This is a genomic window from Stratiformator vulcanicus (assembly GCF_007744515.1).
Classification (GTDB): Bacteria; Planctomycetota; Planctomycetia; order Planctomycetales; family Planctomycetaceae; genus Stratiformator; species Stratiformator vulcanicus.
The window spans coordinates 1,659,130-1,675,801 of sequence record NZ_CP036268.1 but is presented as its reverse complement, the minus strand read 5'-3'; the positions used below and the strand labels follow the sequence as shown (position 1 = coordinate 1,675,801).

At 58.7% G+C, this 16,672-nt stretch carries 14 protein-coding genes; 10 read left to right on the top strand and 4 right to left on the bottom strand.

Annotation, left to right across the window (positions count from 1 at the left end):
- Window positions 1-77: 77 nt before the first annotated feature.
- Window positions 78-1,802: a hypothetical protein gene (locus tag Pan189_RS06425; RefSeq protein WP_145363125.1), complete on the bottom strand. Its 1,725-nt coding sequence runs from the start codon at window positions 1,800-1,802 to the stop codon at window positions 78-80.
- A 290-nt stretch (window positions 1,803-2,092) separates the two neighbouring features.
- On the opposite strand from Pan189_RS06425, the gene Pan189_RS06420 reads away from it, so the two are divergent.
- The 4 genes from Pan189_RS06420 (at window position 2,093) to Pan189_RS06405 (ending at window position 6,429) form a co-directional block, all read left to right on the top strand.
- Window positions 2,093-3,103, top strand: coding sequence for a metal ABC transporter solute-binding protein, Zn/Mn family (locus Pan189_RS06420; RefSeq protein ID WP_145363124.1), 1,011 nt, complete (start codon window positions 2,093-2,095; stop codon window positions 3,101-3,103).
- Window positions 3,100-3,915, top strand: coding sequence for a metal ABC transporter ATP-binding protein (locus tag Pan189_RS06415; RefSeq protein ID WP_145363123.1), 816 nt, complete (start codon window positions 3,100-3,102; stop codon window positions 3,913-3,915). Before Pan189_RS06420 ends, Pan189_RS06415 begins: the two co-directional genes overlap by 4 nt.
- Window positions 3,912-5,300: a metal ABC transporter permease gene (locus Pan189_RS06410; RefSeq protein ID WP_145363122.1), complete on the top strand. Its 1,389-nt coding sequence runs from the start codon at window positions 3,912-3,914 to the stop codon at window positions 5,298-5,300. The genes Pan189_RS06415 and Pan189_RS06410 overlap by 4 nt, the downstream gene beginning before the upstream one ends.
- A 106-nt stretch (window positions 5,301-5,406) precedes the next feature.
- Complete coding sequence (locus Pan189_RS06405) at window positions 5,407-6,429, top strand: metal ABC transporter permease (RefSeq protein ID WP_145363121.1); 1,023 nt, start codon at window positions 5,407-5,409, stop codon at window positions 6,427-6,429.
- Window positions 6,430-6,459: 30 nt separating this feature from the next.
- On the opposite strand, the gene Pan189_RS06400 is transcribed toward Pan189_RS06405, so the two are convergent.
- Both Pan189_RS06400 and leuS read right to left on the bottom strand, forming a co-directional pair.
- Window positions 6,460-7,557, bottom strand: a complete 1,098-nt coding sequence (locus Pan189_RS06400; RefSeq protein ID WP_145363120.1) for a prenyltransferase/squalene oxidase repeat-containing protein — start codon at window positions 7,555-7,557, stop codon at window positions 6,460-6,462.
- A gap of 156 nt (window positions 7,558-7,713) precedes the next feature.
- A complete protein-coding gene (gene leuS / locus Pan189_RS06395) occupies window positions 7,714-10,671 on the bottom strand; it encodes a leucine--tRNA ligase (RefSeq protein ID WP_145363119.1) in 2,958 nt (985 codons plus the stop codon).
- A gap of 287 nt (window positions 10,672-10,958) precedes the next feature.
- Here leuS and Pan189_RS06390 point away from each other — a divergent pair, with 287 nt between their 5' ends.
- From Pan189_RS06390 to Pan189_RS06365, 6 genes are all read left to right on the top strand, one after another.
- Window positions 10,959-11,648, top strand: coding sequence for a Uma2 family endonuclease (locus Pan189_RS06390; RefSeq protein ID WP_145363118.1), 690 nt, complete (start codon window positions 10,959-10,961; stop codon window positions 11,646-11,648).
- Between the two features lie 134 nt (window positions 11,649-11,782).
- On the top strand, window positions 11,783-12,034 hold the full coding sequence (locus Pan189_RS06385; protein WP_145363117.1) for a hypothetical protein: 252 nt from the start codon (window positions 11,783-11,785) through the stop codon (window positions 12,032-12,034).
- Window positions 12,035-12,045: 11 nt separating this feature from the next.
- Window positions 12,046-12,480: a type II toxin-antitoxin system VapC family toxin gene (locus Pan189_RS06380; protein WP_310821172.1), complete on the top strand. Its 435-nt coding sequence runs from the start codon at window positions 12,046-12,048 to the stop codon at window positions 12,478-12,480.
- A complete protein-coding gene (locus tag Pan189_RS06375; RefSeq protein WP_145363115.1) occupies window positions 12,477-13,556 on the top strand; it encodes a sugar phosphate isomerase/epimerase family protein in 1,080 nt (359 codons plus the stop codon). The genes Pan189_RS06380 and Pan189_RS06375 overlap by 4 nt, the downstream gene beginning before the upstream one ends.
- Window positions 13,557-13,890: 334 nt before the next feature.
- Complete coding sequence (locus Pan189_RS06370; RefSeq protein ID WP_145363114.1) at window positions 13,891-14,238, top strand: DUF5658 family protein; 348 nt, start codon at window positions 13,891-13,893, stop codon at window positions 14,236-14,238.
- 286 nt (window positions 14,239-14,524) lie between these two features.
- Window positions 14,525-15,928, top strand: a complete 1,404-nt coding sequence (locus Pan189_RS06365) for a UTP--glucose-1-phosphate uridylyltransferase (RefSeq protein ID WP_145363113.1) — start codon at window positions 14,525-14,527, stop codon at window positions 15,926-15,928.
- 14 nt (window positions 15,929-15,942) lie between these two features.
- On the opposite strand, the gene Pan189_RS06360 is transcribed toward Pan189_RS06365, so the two are convergent.
- On the bottom strand, window positions 15,943-16,653 hold the full coding sequence (locus Pan189_RS06360) for an OmpA/MotB family protein (protein ID WP_145363112.1): 711 nt from the start codon (window positions 16,651-16,653) through the stop codon (window positions 15,943-15,945).
- Window positions 16,654-16,672: the final 19 nt, after the last annotated feature.

Genomic DNA, 16,672 nt, shown 5'->3' with positions numbered 1-16,672 from the left:
AAAACTGCGACGGTTTAACTCTCGTCATCGAGCGAACCAATTAGGAGGCGCCACGAATCCTAAATGATTAATCCACATTAAGTCGCCGCTGCTTCGGCCTTTTCAGAATCGGATGTCGTATCCTCGCCTGATTCGGTTGACTCCGGCGATTTAACTTCCACAGCATAAAGCGGATTTCGGCCGAAGACTTTATTGCACTTGGGGCACTTGGCCTTGGGGAGACCTTTGCCGTTGGCGCCGCCGATCTTCTCTTTCTTGCGGGCGTCTTCAGAGACCGTCAACCCGCAAGAGCCGCACTTCCATCCCGCTTCCTTTAACTCGAATCGCGGGTCTTCCCTATAATACTGCTCGTGCTGAATCGCAGCGATCGCCGTATCGTTGTAATGGCAAACCGAGTTCTCGTACTGGTCCTCAAACGGCACCGGGCATTTGCGACCGAATTCCGACGCGTCTAGCGACACCCCGATCAATTTGGCGAATGCGCGAAAATCGGTGAGGGTCATCGAGAGATACGGCAAAGTGTCGACTTCCTCGTCACCCGGCACCCGAACGGCAATCCGCCCCTCGCCGAAGACCGGGACGCCGCCGAATCGCGAATCTTCGTCGAACGCAGTGGGCTGCTCGACGACCACATCGGCGAGGTTCGCCGGCGTCAGCACGATCTTTGAATCGGCGGGGGTATCTGCGATCGGTCGTTTTACTTCGAGATGAGCCCGCACGGCCGTACGAATCTCCTCCGGCTTCTTCCCGCCGCCGAACAAGCCGCCGCCCGCCCCTTTCAAGCCGACAATCAAAACCTCACCGGGCGCGAAGATGACGTCGGCAGCCTGGCCATCTTTGGCGAGACTTCCGGGCTTCCGCTTGACCTTGTCCGGAACAATGTCGAGCCATCGGATATCGCGGATGATCCGCTGGAAGTTCCCGTACTTGACCTCTTCGCCGATGCCCTCCGGAAATGCACCCGCGGTAACCTTCTTCTTCGAAGCTGACTCATCCGAGCCGGCGGTGTCGATCGCTTGATCGCCGAGATTCGCCGCCACCTTCACCAGTGCGTCACAGCTCGGATTGGGACACCGCCCGACTTTCCCGCAATGCTGATCGCGAATCTTGATCCGGCAATGCACCGGGCAGGGGCAGGTCATGATGAAACCACCGTCGACTCGGACCGGGGGTTCCTGACCCGCTTTTCGATTCGGACCTTCCTGTTCTTCCTTCAGGGCGATGTCGAGCAGCGCATCTCCACCGGTCGTCTCCGAATGCGGCTCGGCCGTTGAGGTGGCTTTGGAATCGCGAGACCGCTTTTTCGATTTCGTCGCAATCGGGGCGGAAGCTTCCGATTCTTCGGTGGGCTTTGACTCTTCAGCAGACGAATCTGCGATCTCGGTCGCGGCCTCGGCGACAGGCGGCATCGTCTCGGACGGTTCCGGAATCGGAGCGTGTTCGACCTCGTCGGACTCTTCGACAGTCGGAATCGGCTCAACATCGGACGACTCTTCGACCGGTGGGGGCGGGGGCGGGGGCGGCGACGGTACCGGAGGCACGTCGGCCTCAGCGAATTCGGGCACGACGGTCGCAAAGTCGGCCCCCAGCTCGAAATCGTCGTTCTCGTCGGTCGATTCGGACATCGAGCCGTCGGCTTGATTGGCCATGCCGAAGGTCGCGCCGAGTTCAAAGTCGGCGTTGCCTCCCTCGATTTCGGTCGCCGCTTCGCTCGACCCGTCGTATTCCGGAAGCGGCGTGAACTCTGCCGGCGGAGGCGGTTCCAGTCGCTCCCCGTGTCGCTGGGCAAGTTTCGGATCCATGATGCTGCCGCAACTGAAGCAGCGGACCGAACCGCGGCGAACCATCTCGCCGCACGATTGACACTGAATTTCGCTGGAAGCTGCGGAACCGTTGGAAGACATTCGGCTGTCAAAAATGAGAGAGATCGACGTGAGAACCCGACAAAGCGGCCGTGCCTCACACATTATCACGGCGGGGGTGGACTGTCATCAGTTCGAAAGCCCGGTCCGCTGAATCCGTTGCCCGTGAAATTGACATTTCCCTGCCTAGCGAATAATTTTTTGAAGAGTCAAAACATTAGGCAAGGATAATGAAACAAATAGCCTTCGCGGTTTTCGCTGCAGTCACGATCACCCTCGGTAGCGGTTGCGACACCGACGATCGGCCCCGATCAGGGACGTTCACCGAGGTGAACGAGCCGCGATTCACCATCGTGACTACGACCGGCATGATCACCGACGTCGTCCGGCAAATCGCCGGGCCTGACGTCCGCGTGATCGGATTGATGAAAGAGGATGTCGATCCGCACCTCTTCAAGCCGCTGCGAAGCGACGTGGTCGCGCTCAACGACGCCGACGTCGTGTTCTACAACGGCCTCGGGCTGGAAGGGCAGATGGAGACGGTTCTCGAGTCGATCGCGAGCGACGGGAAGCCGGTCCGAGCCGTGACGAACGGAATTGACGATTCCGAACTGATTCGCTCGGAAGAAGCCGGTTCACATTCGGCGACCGACCCGCACGTGTGGATGTCGCCGAAATTGTGGCGTCAGGCGATCGCCGTCGTGGTCGAGACGCTTTCAAACCACGATCCCGACCACAGCGGGGAGTACGAACAAGCCGCTGAGAAATATCTCTCCCAAATGTCGGTGTTGGACGAATACATTGAACAATCGATCAATTCGATTCCGGAACCGCAGCGGCAACTGGTCACGGCCCACGATGCGTTCGCCTATTTCGGGCGGCGGTACGGGATTGAAGTGAAAGCCGTTCAGGGCATCACGACCGAAGCCGAAGCGGGAGTAGCCGATATTAATCGCCTGGTCGACTTCATCGTTGAAAACGAGATTCCGGCGGTTTTCGTCGAGACGACAATTTCTCCGCAAACCGTCCGCGCGATGGTCGAAGGTGCGGCTGATCGCGGCAAACAGGTGGCGATCGGAACCGATCTCTTTTCCGATGCCATGGGGCCGACCGGTACCTATGAAGGTACCTATCTTGGGATGTTGGACCATAACGCGACGGTCATCACGCGGGCGCTCGGCGGCACCGCTCCCGTTGACGGGCGCGTCGGCAAGCTGACCATTTTGCCGGAGTCTAAATGACCGCTGCCGTATTGTCCGAATCGTCCCGCGCCGTCAAATCGCACGCCACTGCGGCACCGCTGACGGTGCGAGAAATGACGGTGGCCTATCGCAGCAAGCCGGTCGTGTGGGACGTTTCATTCGAATTACGCCCCTCAACGCTAACGGCGGTGATCGGCCCGAACGGTGCCGGCAAAAGCACACTGATTAAAGCCGCGCTCGATCTCGTCACACCAAGTAGCGGAGCGGCACAATTCTGGGGACAACAATTAAATTCCGTCCGGCGTCGGGTCGCTTACGTGCCGCAACGCACGGCGGTCGATTGGGATTTCCCGGTGACAGCGCTGCAAGTCGTGACGATGGGCCTCTACGGCGAAATCGGCTGGCTCCGCCCGATCTTAAAACGACATCGCAACCGTGCTGCTGAAGCATTGGAACAGGTGGGATTAAGCGATCTGGCTGATCGGCAAATCTCGCAGCTTTCCGGCGGCCAGCAGCAGCGAGTTTTTCTGGCCCGCGCCTTAGTTCAGGACGCTGATTTCTATTTAATGGACGAGCCATTCGCCGGCGTCGACGCGGCGACCGAATCGGCGATCGTCGAGTTGCTTCGCGACCTGCGATCCCGCGGCAAGTCGGCACTCGTCGTGCATCATGATCTTGATACGGTGACGAATTACTTCGACGCCGCATTGCTGCTCAATATGCGATTGGTCGCGGCCGGTAGTATCGCGGAAGTCTTTAATGTCGAAAACCTCCGCCGCACCTATGGCGGCCGGTTGGCGTTATTGGACGAAGCCGGCAACAAAATGTTCAATGCCGGAGGACAACCGTGACCGGCTCATGTTATATGACCGGCCTGTTCGCGGTGGCCGATTTCTCCGAACGGCTCCAGCGGCTCGTTCTGCTGCAGGACTATAACACCCGAGTCGTGCTAACAGGGACGATGCTTCTTGGTATCGCCGCCGGCGTCGTCGGTGTCTTCTTAGTATTAAGAAAACGGGCTCTCGTCGGGGACGTGATCGGACATGCCGCCCTGCCGGGCATCGCGGCAGCCTATTTGATTGCCGAACTAATCGCCCCCGGGACCGGCCGCAGTTCACCAATCTTATTGACTGGGGCAGCCGTCTCAGGAACTGTGGGAGGACTCTGCGTGACGGCAATCACCCGCTACTCTCGCGTCAAAGATGACGCGGCCATGGCGGTGGTGCTGGGGGTCTTTTTCGGGCTCGGCGCAGTGCTGTTCAGCATCGTCCAGCAAGTACCGGGAGGTCAGGCCGCCGGGTTAAATAGTCTCCTGTTCGGCAAGACCGCCTCGATGCTCTCTTCCGAAGTATGGACGTTCGGTGCGGCCGCGGGCATTGTACTATTAATTTGCCTCCTCATGCACAAAGAACTTGTGCTGCTTTGCTTCGATCCCAGCTTTCTCGGTTCGCTCGGGCATTCGATCGTAATTATTGATGTCATTTTAATGACTCTGGTCGTCGGGGTGACGGTCATCGGCATTCAAAGCGTCGGCCTTATTTTGGTCGTGGCGGCACTGGTCATCCCCGCATCGGCAGCCCGGTTCTGGACTGATCAGGTGGGGCGAATGACGATCCTCGCCGGAGTCTTCGGCGGACTCGGTGCCGGAGTCGGTGTGGTGCTAAGTGCCTTGTTTCCGCGACTCGCGGCGGGAGCACTCATCGTGCTGGCGGCGTCCGCCGTATTTTTCATCAGTTTAATTTTCGGCAGTCGGCGTGGTTTCTTGCCGCGACTGTGGCAGCAACACCGCCTCGCCCGGTCGGTCGCGCGGGACCATCTGCTGCGGGGGTGCTTCGAGATCATGGAAGCGGATGGCCGTGCAAATTTTGGTGTTGGGGGGGACGCACTCTCGCAAGTCGAAGTCTCCCGATTGAAATATCAGCGTGATTGGAACGACGGACGATTAAGGTCGGTTGTGAAAGACTGCTCGGCGAAGGGATACCTCCGCTCACCCGACGGCCAACACATTTTGCTGACGTCATCGGGATTACAGGAAGCGCAACGACTCACGCGGAATCATCGACTCTGGGAAATCTACCTGCTCGAAATTGCCGATGCCGACCCTGCGAAAGTCGATCGGGCAGCAGATCGGATCGAACACGTACTCGATCCCGCACTCGTTGCCGATTTGGAGCGTCGGTTCGCCAAGTCCCTCCCGGAACGATCTGTCCCTCCCAGCCCGCACCCCGTTGCGTGATGGAATAGGGCCATCACACATACATTTGCGGTGTGAACCGCCCACTGATCGGCTTTCGGCTCTTTAATGATCGAGTAACTTCTTAACGACGGTTTCAATTTCAGCGATGACCTGGCTAGCGCTCGACACCTCAATGACGCTGATCACCGCCCTCGCGGGGATGGCCTGCGCAGTGCCGGGCGTATTCCTCGTGTTGCGTCGCCAAAGTTTGATGGGAGACGCGCTCAGTCACACCGCGTTACTGGGAGTTGTTGGAGCCTATTGGCTCACGGCGAGAATCTTCGCCGCCGGTTGGATTGATTCGGCTCAATGGGAAACCGTGCTGCCGATCGCACTGACGATCGGCGCCGCGGTCGTGGGAGTCGCAACGGCCGTTTTAACCGAATGGGTCAGCCGAGCGGGGGGCGTTGAAGAGAGCGCCGGTCTCGGTGTGATTTTCACAACGGCGTTCGCTTTAGGCCTACTGCTTCTTGTGTTGATGGACGATCAGCGGGTGCATATCGACCCCGATCACGTGCTGTTCGGCCAGGTCGAGACGGCTGCCCTGCACGTGCTGCCGGGCACAGGGACTCCCAGAGCGGTCATCTGGGGAGGGACGTTATTATTAATCAACAGTCTGTTGGTCTGTCTGGCCTATAAAGAGCTGCGATTTGCAGCGTTCGATGCTCAAGCCGCTGCCGCTGCGGGACTCAACGTCCGCCTGATTTACTACGGCTTGATGCTGATGACGTCGGTCACGCTGGTTGCCGTGTTCGAAGCCGTCGGCAGCATTTTGGCGATCGCGATGCTCATCGTACCGGCCGTGACGGCACGCTTTTTGACGTCAAGATTGAGCCGACTGATTATGATCGCGGTGGCGATCGCCGCAGCCAGTGCGGTCATCGGCCATGCCTGCTCGATCTACTGCGTACCTTGGCTCGCAAGACTCATCGGTCTTGACGGCGTACGGGAGGCGAATACCGCTGGCATGACGGCCGTTGTCGCGGGGGCCGCCTTCACGGCCGCATTTTTGTTCGGCCCCGAAGGCGGCACCCTGCGCAACTTATGGTCCTCGCGCCGCCGATTCGAGCCACAAAACGCTGAAGACCCGAACGCTATACTTGCTCAGCAATCGGCCGAAATTAAGTGATATCCGATTATCGAAGTCAGCGACTCGAATTCACTTGGCGCGACAACGGTTGAGGGCAAGCAGTGCATAGCCCGTTACGATGTTCGGGTCGCCTTCATACCAGCGATCGGCCTCATTGACCCAACTGCCGTTCGGTTTTTGAAGGTCGAACAGTTTTTCGGCCAGGTCTTTGCGCCAATCGTGTTTCACGCCCGAGGCGTCTTCCAGACGATCGACTTCGAGGACCTCAAGTGTTTTCGCGAACGTCTGGTAGTAATAGAACAGGCCCTGCTTCCCCATGTTCGGGTTCTCATTAAGCGTGTAGTGGTTCTTAATCCACTCCAACGCAGCGGAAACTCGGGGATCATCTTTGGAGAGGCCCGCGTAAATCATGCTTTTTAAGCCCGCGTAGGTCATACTTCCGTAAGAGCGCAAGCCGCCGTTATCAGTGGTGCCTGCCTTGGTTTCACCTTCGCCGGCGGCGGTATAGAAGAAGCCGCCGTCGTCAATTTTCGACGCGTTCGCCGTCGTGTTGTGTTGCGACTCCAGGTTCTGTGTGCGTGACACAAAGATCAGGGCCTTCTGCATCGCCGGGTCATCTTCCTTGACCCCCGCTGCTTTCAACGCTTCCAGGAAGAACTGGGTATTCGACAGATCGGGGCGCTTGTGCCCACCGTATCCGGCGCCGCCGTAGTCGGAGTCGGTCGATTCGATCCCCTCCCCTTCGTCCCACTGCAAACCGCGCAGAAAATTCTCCGCCCCTTCGATCATCTTGGAGTAGAGGCCGTCGGCGTTGGCCTTTTCGAAAGCGAGGACGCTCAGGCAGGTTTCGTAATTGCGGTGCGAAGAATCGGGGTGATAGATGCCGCCATCTTTCTGACGGTAAGATTTTAAATAGCTGAGTGCTCTCGCGACCGTCTCGTCATCCGCGGAAAGTCCGCTATCGAGTAACGCGACCGTGCAGACGCCGGTGATGCCGACCATCCGCGGGGCGGTCCAGCCCCCGTCTTCGTTCTGAGACAACCGAAGAAATTCGATCCCCTGCTGACGGGACTGCTGCAATTCATCCAAATCCGGCCCGAGTTCGGCCGCCGGAAGGAATCGCGAGGCTGCAACAACGACAAATACTGTGACAGCACGCAGCAACATGAGATTTCTCCAATCAGGCAATCATCAGTTTGCAGGAAGTTTGGCCCAACGCAATAAAACTGACCGGTGGCGCGTGAATCGATCCTCTAGTGCGACGCAGACTGGCCGAAAACCTAACACCCGCTGGCTCTTCGTCGAGCGGGCTTACATGCCCGCCTACCCCTTTACCACAAAGTTCACCATTCGTCCCGGAATCGCAATCGTTTTGATGACCTGCTTGCCTTCTAAATGGGACGCGACGTTCGGGTCGGCTTTGGCCGCCGCTTCCATCGCAGCCGGGTCGGCGTCGGCGGCGACTTTGATTTTCGCACGCAGTTTGCCGTTGACCTGCACGGGTATCTCGATCGTCGACTCGACGAGCTTCGACTCATCGAACTCGGGCCAAGGCTCATAGGCGAGGGACGTTTCGTGTCCCAACAGCTGCCACACTTCCTCCGCGAGATGCGGTGCGAACGGGCTGAGCAGGAGTGTGAATTTCTCAGCCATCAATCTGGGACGGGTCTTCATCGCGCTGAACGCGTTGACGAATTCCATCATCCGGCTGATGGCGGTGTTGAAACTCAATTTTTCGACGTCTTCGGTCACCGCTTTGATTGTCTTATGAAGCAGTCGATCCTGTTCTTCGTTTAATTCAACATCTTTAATCGCCGGGTGAATCCGGATCTCATCGGCCTCTTCATCGGTGATCGTTCGCCAGACCCGCGCGAGGAAGCGATAAACGCCTTCAACGCCCGTCATTTGCCAAGGCTTCGTCGCTTCGAGCGGTCCCATAAACATCTCGTAGAGCCGAAGGGAATCGGCCCCATACTGCTCGATGACGTCGTCGGGATTGATCACGTTGCCGCGCGACTTAGACATTTTAAAGGATCGCGAGTCGACGGCGATTTTTGGACTGTTCTGCAGGACGAAGTGGTCCCCCTGTTTTTCGACCATGTCATCGGGCACTTGCACGGCGATGACCGTTCGCCCCGTATTGCGATCGGTGAACACCTCTTGTCCGCTCTTGGGATCTTTTAACTTTTCGATGTCTTTGGCCGAGACCCAACCGGCGGGATCGGCGGCTTTGAAATCGGCGGCCTGCTCCTGACCGGGCAAGCTCGCGAGCCGATAGCCCGTCATCTCGGGTTCGCCGAGAATCATGCCCTGATTGACGAGTTTCGCGAACGGTTCCGGGGTCGAGAGATGCCCCCGGTCGAACAGCACCTTGTGCCAAAACCGCGAGTAGAGCAGGTGCAAGACCGCGTGCTCCGCCCCGCCGATGTAAAGGTCGACCGGCAGCCAATAGTTTTCGAGTTCCGGGTCGAGAAATCGCTCTCCGTTTTTGTTGTCGCAATAGCGAAGGTAATACCAGCACGAGCCGGCCCACTGCGGCATGCTGTTGGTTTCGCGCTTTAAGCGAGTGCCGTCGTCTGCTGTCGTATAGAGCCACGACTCCGGAGCCCGGGACAGCGGCGGATCGGCGGTCCCCGTCGGTTTGAAGTCTTCCATCTCGGGCGGTTCGACCGGCAGATCCGTGTCCTCAACCGGACGGACAAGTCCTGTCTCGTTGCCTTCCTCGTCGAGTTCGTGCCACAACGGGAATGGCTCGCCCCAATATCGCTGTCGGCTGAAGAGCCAGTCACGGAGCTTGTAGTTGATTGCCTTCTTGCCGAGCCCGCGCTGCTCGAGATCGTCGGATACCCTCTGCTTGAACTCACCGGTTGGCATCCCGGTGTAGTCGCCGGAGTTGATGGCAACACCCGTCTCAGTGAAGGCTTTCGGCATCTCCGCAGGCTGCGACTTTGCGGCTTCGCCATCGGCCGCTACGACCTGGATGATCGGAAGGTCGAACGTCTTCGCGAATTCAAAGTCGCGCTCATCGTGGGCCGGTACCGCCATGATCGCCCCGGTGCCGTAGGAGATCAGAACGTAGTCGGCGATCCAGATCGGGATCGCCGCACCGTTGACGGGATTCGTGGCGTAAGCGCCGGTGAAGACGCCCGTTTTCTCTTTGGCGAGGTCGGTCCGATCGAGATCACTCTTGGAGGCAGTTCGGCGACGGTACTCCTCCACGGCGGCACGCTGCTCGTCGGTTACGATCTCATCGACGAGCGGGTGCTCCGGCGCGAGTACCATGTAGGTCGCCCCGAATAACGTGTCGGGACGAGTGGTGTAAACGCGGATGACGTTTGCTTCCGGCCGCTCCGGATAGCCGACGTCTGCCCGCCGCGATTTCCACTCTTCGAATTGGCCCTCAACACCCGCTGTGCGATCAGCGATCAAGAAATCGACCTCCGCGCCGGTGCTGCGACCGATCCAATTGCGTTGCAGCAATTTGATCGACTCCGGCCAGTCGAGGTCCTCGAGTTCGGTGTGCAGCCGCTCGGCGTAGGCGGTGATGCGGAGGTTCCACTGGCGGAGCGGGAGCCGCTCGACCGGGAAGCCTCCCTCCTTGCTTTTTCCGTCGTTCACTTCCTCGTTCGCCAGTACAGTTCCCAATTCCGGGCACCAGTTCACAGGTGCGTGCGACTGATAGGCGAGCCGGTGCTCGTCCTGGTATCTTCGGACGGCCTCCTCGCCTTCTCCGCTCACCGAGTCCGGGATCGGAAGCTCCGCAATCGGCCTTCCCTTACCGACGATCTCCCTGCCGGAGGCGTCAGTCCAGACGAATGTCTGGTCGTACCAAGTGTCGTAAAGTTGGAGGAAAATCCACTGAGTCCAGCGGAAGTAGTCGGGATCGGTCGTTGCGATCTCGCGGCTCCAGTCGTAGCTGAAGCCGAGCCGCTTGAGTTGGCCGGTGAAGGTGGCAATGTTCTTCTGCGTCGTCTCGCGCGGATGGACGCCGGTCTTGATCGCATACTGCTCGGCGGGGAGGCCAAAGGCGTCCCAGCCCATCGGATGCAGGACGTGAAACCCTCGCATCCGCTTATAGCGGCTGACGATGTCGGTCGCGGTATAGCCCTCGGGATGCCCCACATGCAGTCCCTCGCCGGACGGGTAAGGGAACATGTCGAGTGCGTAGTACGTTCCGGCCGATGTTTGATGCTCCGGCTGATTCGGCGTGATGAACGTACCGTGTTCGTCCCAATAGGACTGCCACTTGGGTTCGATCCGGTGAGCGTCGTAGCGAGGCATGTTTGGGCGACGAAAGAGAGAAAACGGGCGAGCGGCAGGGGGCAGCCTGCGTCATCAAAAGTACCAATTGTGAAGCGGCGTCAGTCTAGATATGGCGGAACTGTTTGCCAAACGGGGGGCGGTTGAGAGTAAGATACCGAAAACTTCGGACAGCGCGAGACAGCGATGAGTTCGGACTCGCCAATGAATTCGGAGCGCCTGATGACCCCAATGGGCGACACCGGTGGCTTGACCCTGAGTGATCACTTGAAACGCAGCATCCGCGGCGAAATCGCGAGGTCGATCTGATGTCAATGACCGATCAATTGCCGGATGAAGTTCTGCGGATTCCACCGATCCACTCGCACGACGATTTTCGCGCCTGGGCGCTCTCCGAAGACTTTCCGCAGCGTGGTCGCATCGACTACTTTGATGGCGCGCTGGAGATCGATATGTCCCCCGAAGCGTTCCTCTCGCATGGCAAGCTGAAGGTCGCTCTCACTCGGGGCCTGTCGGAGGCCGTAGAGGACCCTGACCGGGGCGAAGTGTTTTCGGATAGCACGCTCGTCACGGTGCCCGACGTCGGGCTATCGTCGGAGCCCGACGTCGGCGCGATCTTGCATCAGACCGTCGAGATGGGCGTCGTGCGGTTTCGTCAGAAGCAGGGCCGTGCGGGCGATTTCATAGAGGTCGTCGGACCGCCCGACCTCGTTGTCGAAGTGGTCAGCGACAGCTCTGTCACGAAGGATTTTCATCGTCTCGCCGAAGCCTATTTTCGGGCCGGTGTGCCCGAGTATTGGATCGCCGACGGTCGGGGAGACGCGATCGTCTTTGCCATCATGGTGCCGGGCGAAGGCGAGTACGTCGAGACTTCCACAGATGATGGCGGTCGGCAATGGTCTCCGCTTCTGCAAGCCTGGATTCACCTGGACGTGAAGCGAACTCGTCGGCAGACACCGCGGTTCAAGCTCGTGGTGGCCCCGCAACAATCAACCTAAAATTGAATTCTGTCCATCGTTATCCCGCACAGTGATCTCGATACACAAACGTATAAACGCGTGTTTCAGATCTGGATTTAGTGATTTCACGCAGTGGCTTATTGTCCTGTCAGGTTAAACCCGAGGAGGCGGCCATGAGTTCGGACGAGGCGATCACAACGACCGCCGTCGTCGGTGACGACGGTATTTTGAGAGTGGAATTGGACGTGGGTAAAGAACGCGCGAAAGAACGCCTGAGGCTGACGGTCGCGACTGAGTCGGGACCGCGGAATTGGGATGAGGAGGAGTACCAAAACTTTGTCGATCGGATCGTCGGATGTATTGATGACGACAGTTTTCGGCGTCCCGAATTTCCAGACTATCAACCTGTTGCACCGCTCGACTGACCGGCATTCACTTGGCTTACTTACTCGACACCAATGTTTGGATTGAGATCCTGCGGGGGCGAGCTGCTCCAAGCTTGCTCCGACAATTTCGCCGACTCCGACCCGATAAGATCAAGCTATGTTCGGTCGTGAAGGCGGAGTTGTACAGCGGGGCTGAGCGGAGTGCGAACCGTGATCAGAATCTCTTGGAGATCGACCGTCTGTGCAGCAGCTACGAATCATTTCCGTTCGATGACCAAGCCGCGTTGATTTTTGGCAAGATCATCGCCGACTTGGCTCGCGAGGGTAAACCGATTGGAGCGGTTGATATTATGATCGCGTCGATCGCGATCGCTCGCCGCCAAGTACTGATCACCCACAACATCAGCCATCTGGGCCGAATCACCGACCTAATAATCGAAGACTGGCAAACCCTGCCGCCATCTGAAACCGAGGAAACATCATGAACGATTTCAACCGCCGCACTTTTCTTCAAACCACAGCCGCCGGGGCACTGCTCTCAACAATGCCGACTGCGTTTGGGGACAGTTCCGGTGACGCCAGCGGATCGGTAGCTCCCGGCGAAGGACTGATGGAGTTCGGCGAAAGGGCATCGAAGTCCGAACTCGGCCCGAAAATGAAATTGTCGCTGGCGGCCTACAGTTTCAGCAAGCTGATGAAACGATACCCGACGTTCGAAGAACTGCCACAGATGCAGTCGAATCTCGTCGAAGTGATTGACGTTGCCGCAGAATTGAATCTCGACGGCGTCGAATTGACGGGGTATTACGTGCCCGGTGCCGCGCAGGAAATCCAGACTCACTTTATGGGCGAAACCCAAGGGTCATTTTTTGAAGCTCCGCCGGAGCGAGCAAATTATTATCATCGAACTGCCGTAGAGCGGTATTTGCGAAGCCTATCAGCCCGAGCTTTCCGCCTCGGACTCGATGTCTCCGGCACGGCGATCGGTAACGACTTCTGCCTGCCCGAGGGTGGGCAGCGGGCGGAGCAAATCGCCAACTGCATCCAGTGGTGCAAGTTCGCGTCGTTCATGGGGGCGCCGGTGATTCGCATTTTCGCAGGGAAAGTGCCCAAAGGTGACTCGGAGGAAGCCGCACTTGAGCGTTGCATCGACGGAATCGTCGAATGCCTGCCCGCCGCCGCTTCCGTTGGTGTCTGCCTGGCTCTCGAGAATCACGGCGGGATCACGGCCGAAGCGGACACGCTGCTGCGGATCGTCGACGGAGTCCTCGAAAAGACCGATCACCCCGACTACTTCGGCGTGAACTTCGACAGCGGAAACTTCAAAAACGACGACCCCTACGGCGAGCTCGCCAAAATCGCTCCCTATGCGATCAACGCTCAGATTAAGGACTACATCGCCCCGAACGGTAAGAAGGGCGAGCCCGACCTCGATCGGGTCGTCGGCATCTTGAAAGATGCGAACTACCGCGGCTATGTCGTGATGGAATACGAAGGACATGGCGACCCGCGAACCGAAGTTCCCCAGTGGGTTGAGAAACTCCGCAAAGCGATCGGCTGACATCCCCATTGCCTACCACGCAGGCACGGCGTGCGCCTCAAGGAACACGCTGCGCGCGCCAACTGACGGCTCAACAGGCAATGCTGTCTTCGGAATGAGCATGACGAGTCTACATTTGTCGATGCCTGATGCGATGCGGGCTGCACCCGTGAAAGTCGTAAAGCATTTGCGGAAATGCGGTTAGAATTGTTCCGGACCGAATTTCAGACTTTGTCGCTGAACTTCTTCCCTCCAAAATTCGTTTTGGCCCGAGGGATGCTTTTGCGTACTGTAGTTGAGGGCGCGCATCGGGCCTGCGCTCCGCGGTCACGTTGCCTCATTCGGGAGGACCCCCATGAGGACGATTCGACGACACGGCGGACTTTTGCTGACTCGTTCGATTCCGCTGGAAAGCGAGACGGCTTTCTTCATACTTGTCAGCGTCTGTGACGTGATCTTCACCGCTTTTCTGCTCGCCGGCGGAACGGCCTTCGAAGCCAATCCGATCGCCAATTGGTTTATTGAAGGCTGGGGCCTCAATGGAATGGTCGGCTTCAAGTTCGGGATGATCGCCTTCATTTGCCTGGTGGTGCAGATGATCGCCGCCGCGCGGCTTCACGTCGCCCGGCGTATCCTCAACTTCGCTACCTACATCACCGGCGCGGTCGTGCTCTACAGCGGCGTCCTGCTGCTGATCGCTTAGCGCCTTCCGAGAAAGCGACGGCGTACTAATCCGGCGATCGCGCAATGCGTTTCGGCTCGTCTTGAATCGCATCGGTGTTCGCCGTGTTCTCGGGTGAATCCTGAAATGGGTCCCCGGGCTGCGCACGCGGTTGGCAACGTCCGGTTGATCGCTCAGAATCCTCTCGCGTTCGGCACTCGGAGCGATTGAGCTTCCATCGGCGCGCGTTGGCGAAATCGCCGACCGCTTCCAGCATCGCTCCGACGCCGACGCTTGAGTTCTCTTGTCGTCCAACTGGTCGAGCGCCATGTCCGATCGCGAACAGCTATTACAGATTCTCCGTCCTTACGGACAGGAGCACGTCCTGAATTATTGGGACGAGTTGGACGAGCCCGTGCGTTCAAGCCTCGCCGAGCAGGTTCGATCCATCGACTTTGCTCGAATCAAACAGCTCTATGAGTCCGCCGGATCGCACACCGATGCCGATGCTTCCGATCGCGCCTCGCGGGCGGTGCCTCCCGCCGAGCTGGTCGAAGACGCGCTGAGTCATTCGACGGACGAACTGCGTCGCGCGAAGCAGCGCGGCATTGAACTACTGGCCGCGGGGAACGTCGGAGCGATCGTCGTCGCGGGGGGCCAAGGCACGCGGCTCGGGTTTGATCATCCCAAAGGGATGTTCCCGATCGGACCCGTCAAAGGCACGATGCTGTTTCGTATTTTGGCTCAGCAGCTTCTCGCCCGCGCTCGCGAAGCGGGCAAGCCGATTCCGTATTACGTTATGACCAGTGACGCCACCGCTGACGAAACGATCGCCTGCTTTGAAGCGGAAGACTTCTTCGGCTTGCCGCGCGAGGACGTATTCTTCTTTCGCCAAGGCAACATGCCCGCCGTCGACGATTCCACGGGCAAGATTTTACTGGCCGAAAAGGGCCGGATCGCCACCAGTCCGGATGGTCACGGCGGATTGCTCAACGGGCTTCAGACGAGCGGAGCATTAGCCGACATGCGGGAGCGGGGCATCGAATTCCTGCACTATCACCAGGTCGACAATCCGACCGCGATCGTCTGCGATCCGGTCTTCGTCGGTTTGCACGCACTTCGGAAGTCAGATGTGTCGACCAAAGTCGTCGCGAAGGTCGAACCTGCTGAGAAGATGGGGGTCGTCTGTGATGTCGACGGCTCCACGCAGATTATTGAATACAGTGACATGCCGGACGACATCGCGTCCAAGACCGACGACGCCGGCGAGCTATTGTTGCGCTGGGGCAATACGGCGATTCATGTCTTCAGCCGCGCGTTCTTCGAACGACTTTGCAGCGACGATTCTTCGCTCGCGTTTCACGTCGCCCACAAAAAGGTTCCGCACCTCAACGACGCCGGAGAGCCGGTCAGCCCCGATTCGCCCAACGCGTACAAATTCGAGAAGTTTATTTTCGACTCACTTCCCAAGGCAGAGACGGCATTGGTCGTCGAAACCGACCGCACCAAGGAGTTCAATCCAGTCAAGAATGCCGAGGGTTCGGACAGCCCGGCGACCGCCCGCGCCGCCCTTGTCGAACTCTATCGCAATTGGCTCGAAGCGGCGGGCGCTGAGGTCGCTGATGATGCTGTCATTGAAATCAGCCCGCTGTTCGCAGTTGATTCCGAACAACTGACGACGAAAATCAAACCCGGCCAAACCTTCAGCGGCGAGGTTTTTCTCGGCCCGTAGCGAACGTAGTGGAGTCACCGATCGCGTGGGCCGACAAAGTCGCCGCTGAACGCGTCGAGGCTGACGACATCGACACGATCGTCTTCGTGCGCCGCTTCGACCTCATCGGTCCGCAGCTCTGTTAGCGAGACGATCCGCAGTCGATTGCGTCGAATTCCCTGCTCTTCAAGCCGCGCGGCGACGTTGCGAGCCCGCGCATACGCAACACGAAGGTGCGTCGTCGGCAACGGGTCATCCTCACGCTGCGGCGCGTATCCGCGAATCTCGACCTTGTTCGGCTTCCCGGCCAGGACCTCGGCGATTTCGTCGATCGTGGCCCGTTGATCCAACGGAATGCTTTCATCTCCGACCGGAAAGACGACCGGCTTGCCGATCGGGACGGGATTCCCCTCGCGAGACCGATAGACGCGGATGTCGAGACCATCAACGGCGGGGCGTCGAATGCCGGCGTTGCCGTTGGTGTCGTTCAGATGCGAACCGAGCGTCGGCAACCGCTCTTCAAAGCTGTTTCCCGGGAAGTAATTTCCCGGCGCGCTGGGTTGGGCTGACGGGTAGCCGAATTGCTTGTGCAGCGACTCGATGATGGCGCGATACTTCTTGTCGGCCGCGACCTCGCTGAGCGAGACCAACATGATAAAGAACGTGAGCAACAGGCTCATCATGTCGCCGTAGGTCACCACCCATTCGGGCACACCCGGCGGGGCATCGTCGTCAGGTTCGGCCATGAATACTTGGGGAGTGAAG

Excerpts from the sequence above, each read along its gene's own strand:
- Pan189_RS06370 (WP_145363114.1), top strand. The coding sequence starts at position 13,891 with ATGAGGACGATTCGACGACACGGCGGACTTTTGCTGACTCGTTCGATT.
- Pan189_RS06375 (WP_145363115.1), top strand. The coding sequence starts at position 12,477 with ATGAACGATTTCAACCGCCGCACTTTTCTTCAAACCACAGCCGCCGGG.
- Pan189_RS06415 (WP_145363123.1), top strand. The coding sequence starts at position 3,100 with ATGACCGCTGCCGTATTGTCCGAATCGTCCCGCGCCGTCAAATCGCAC.
- Pan189_RS06425 (WP_145363125.1), bottom strand. The coding sequence starts at position 1,802 with ATGGATCCGAAACTTGCCCAGCGACACGGGGAGCGACTGGAACCGCCT.
- Pan189_RS06390 (WP_145363118.1), top strand. The coding sequence starts at position 10,959 with ATGTCAATGACCGATCAATTGCCGGATGAAGTTCTGCGGATTCCACCG.
- Pan189_RS06360 (WP_145363112.1), bottom strand. The coding sequence starts at position 16,653 with ATGGCCGAACCTGACGACGATGCCCCGCCGGGTGTGCCCGAATGGGTG.
- Pan189_RS06400 (WP_145363120.1), bottom strand. The coding sequence starts at position 7,557 with ATGTTGCTGCGTGCTGTCACAGTATTTGTCGTTGTTGCAGCCTCGCGA.
- Pan189_RS06420 (WP_145363124.1), top strand. The coding sequence starts at position 2,093 with ATGAAACAAATAGCCTTCGCGGTTTTCGCTGCAGTCACGATCACCCTC.
- Pan189_RS06405 (WP_145363121.1), top strand. The coding sequence starts at position 5,407 with ATGACCTGGCTAGCGCTCGACACCTCAATGACGCTGATCACCGCCCTC.
- leuS (WP_145363119.1), bottom strand. The coding sequence starts at position 10,671 with ATGCCTCGCTACGACGCTCACCGGATCGAACCCAAGTGGCAGTCCTAT.
- Pan189_RS06365 (WP_145363113.1), top strand. The coding sequence starts at position 14,525 with ATGTCCGATCGCGAACAGCTATTACAGATTCTCCGTCCTTACGGACAG.
- Pan189_RS06385 (WP_145363117.1), top strand. The coding sequence starts at position 11,783 with ATGAGTTCGGACGAGGCGATCACAACGACCGCCGTCGTCGGTGACGAC.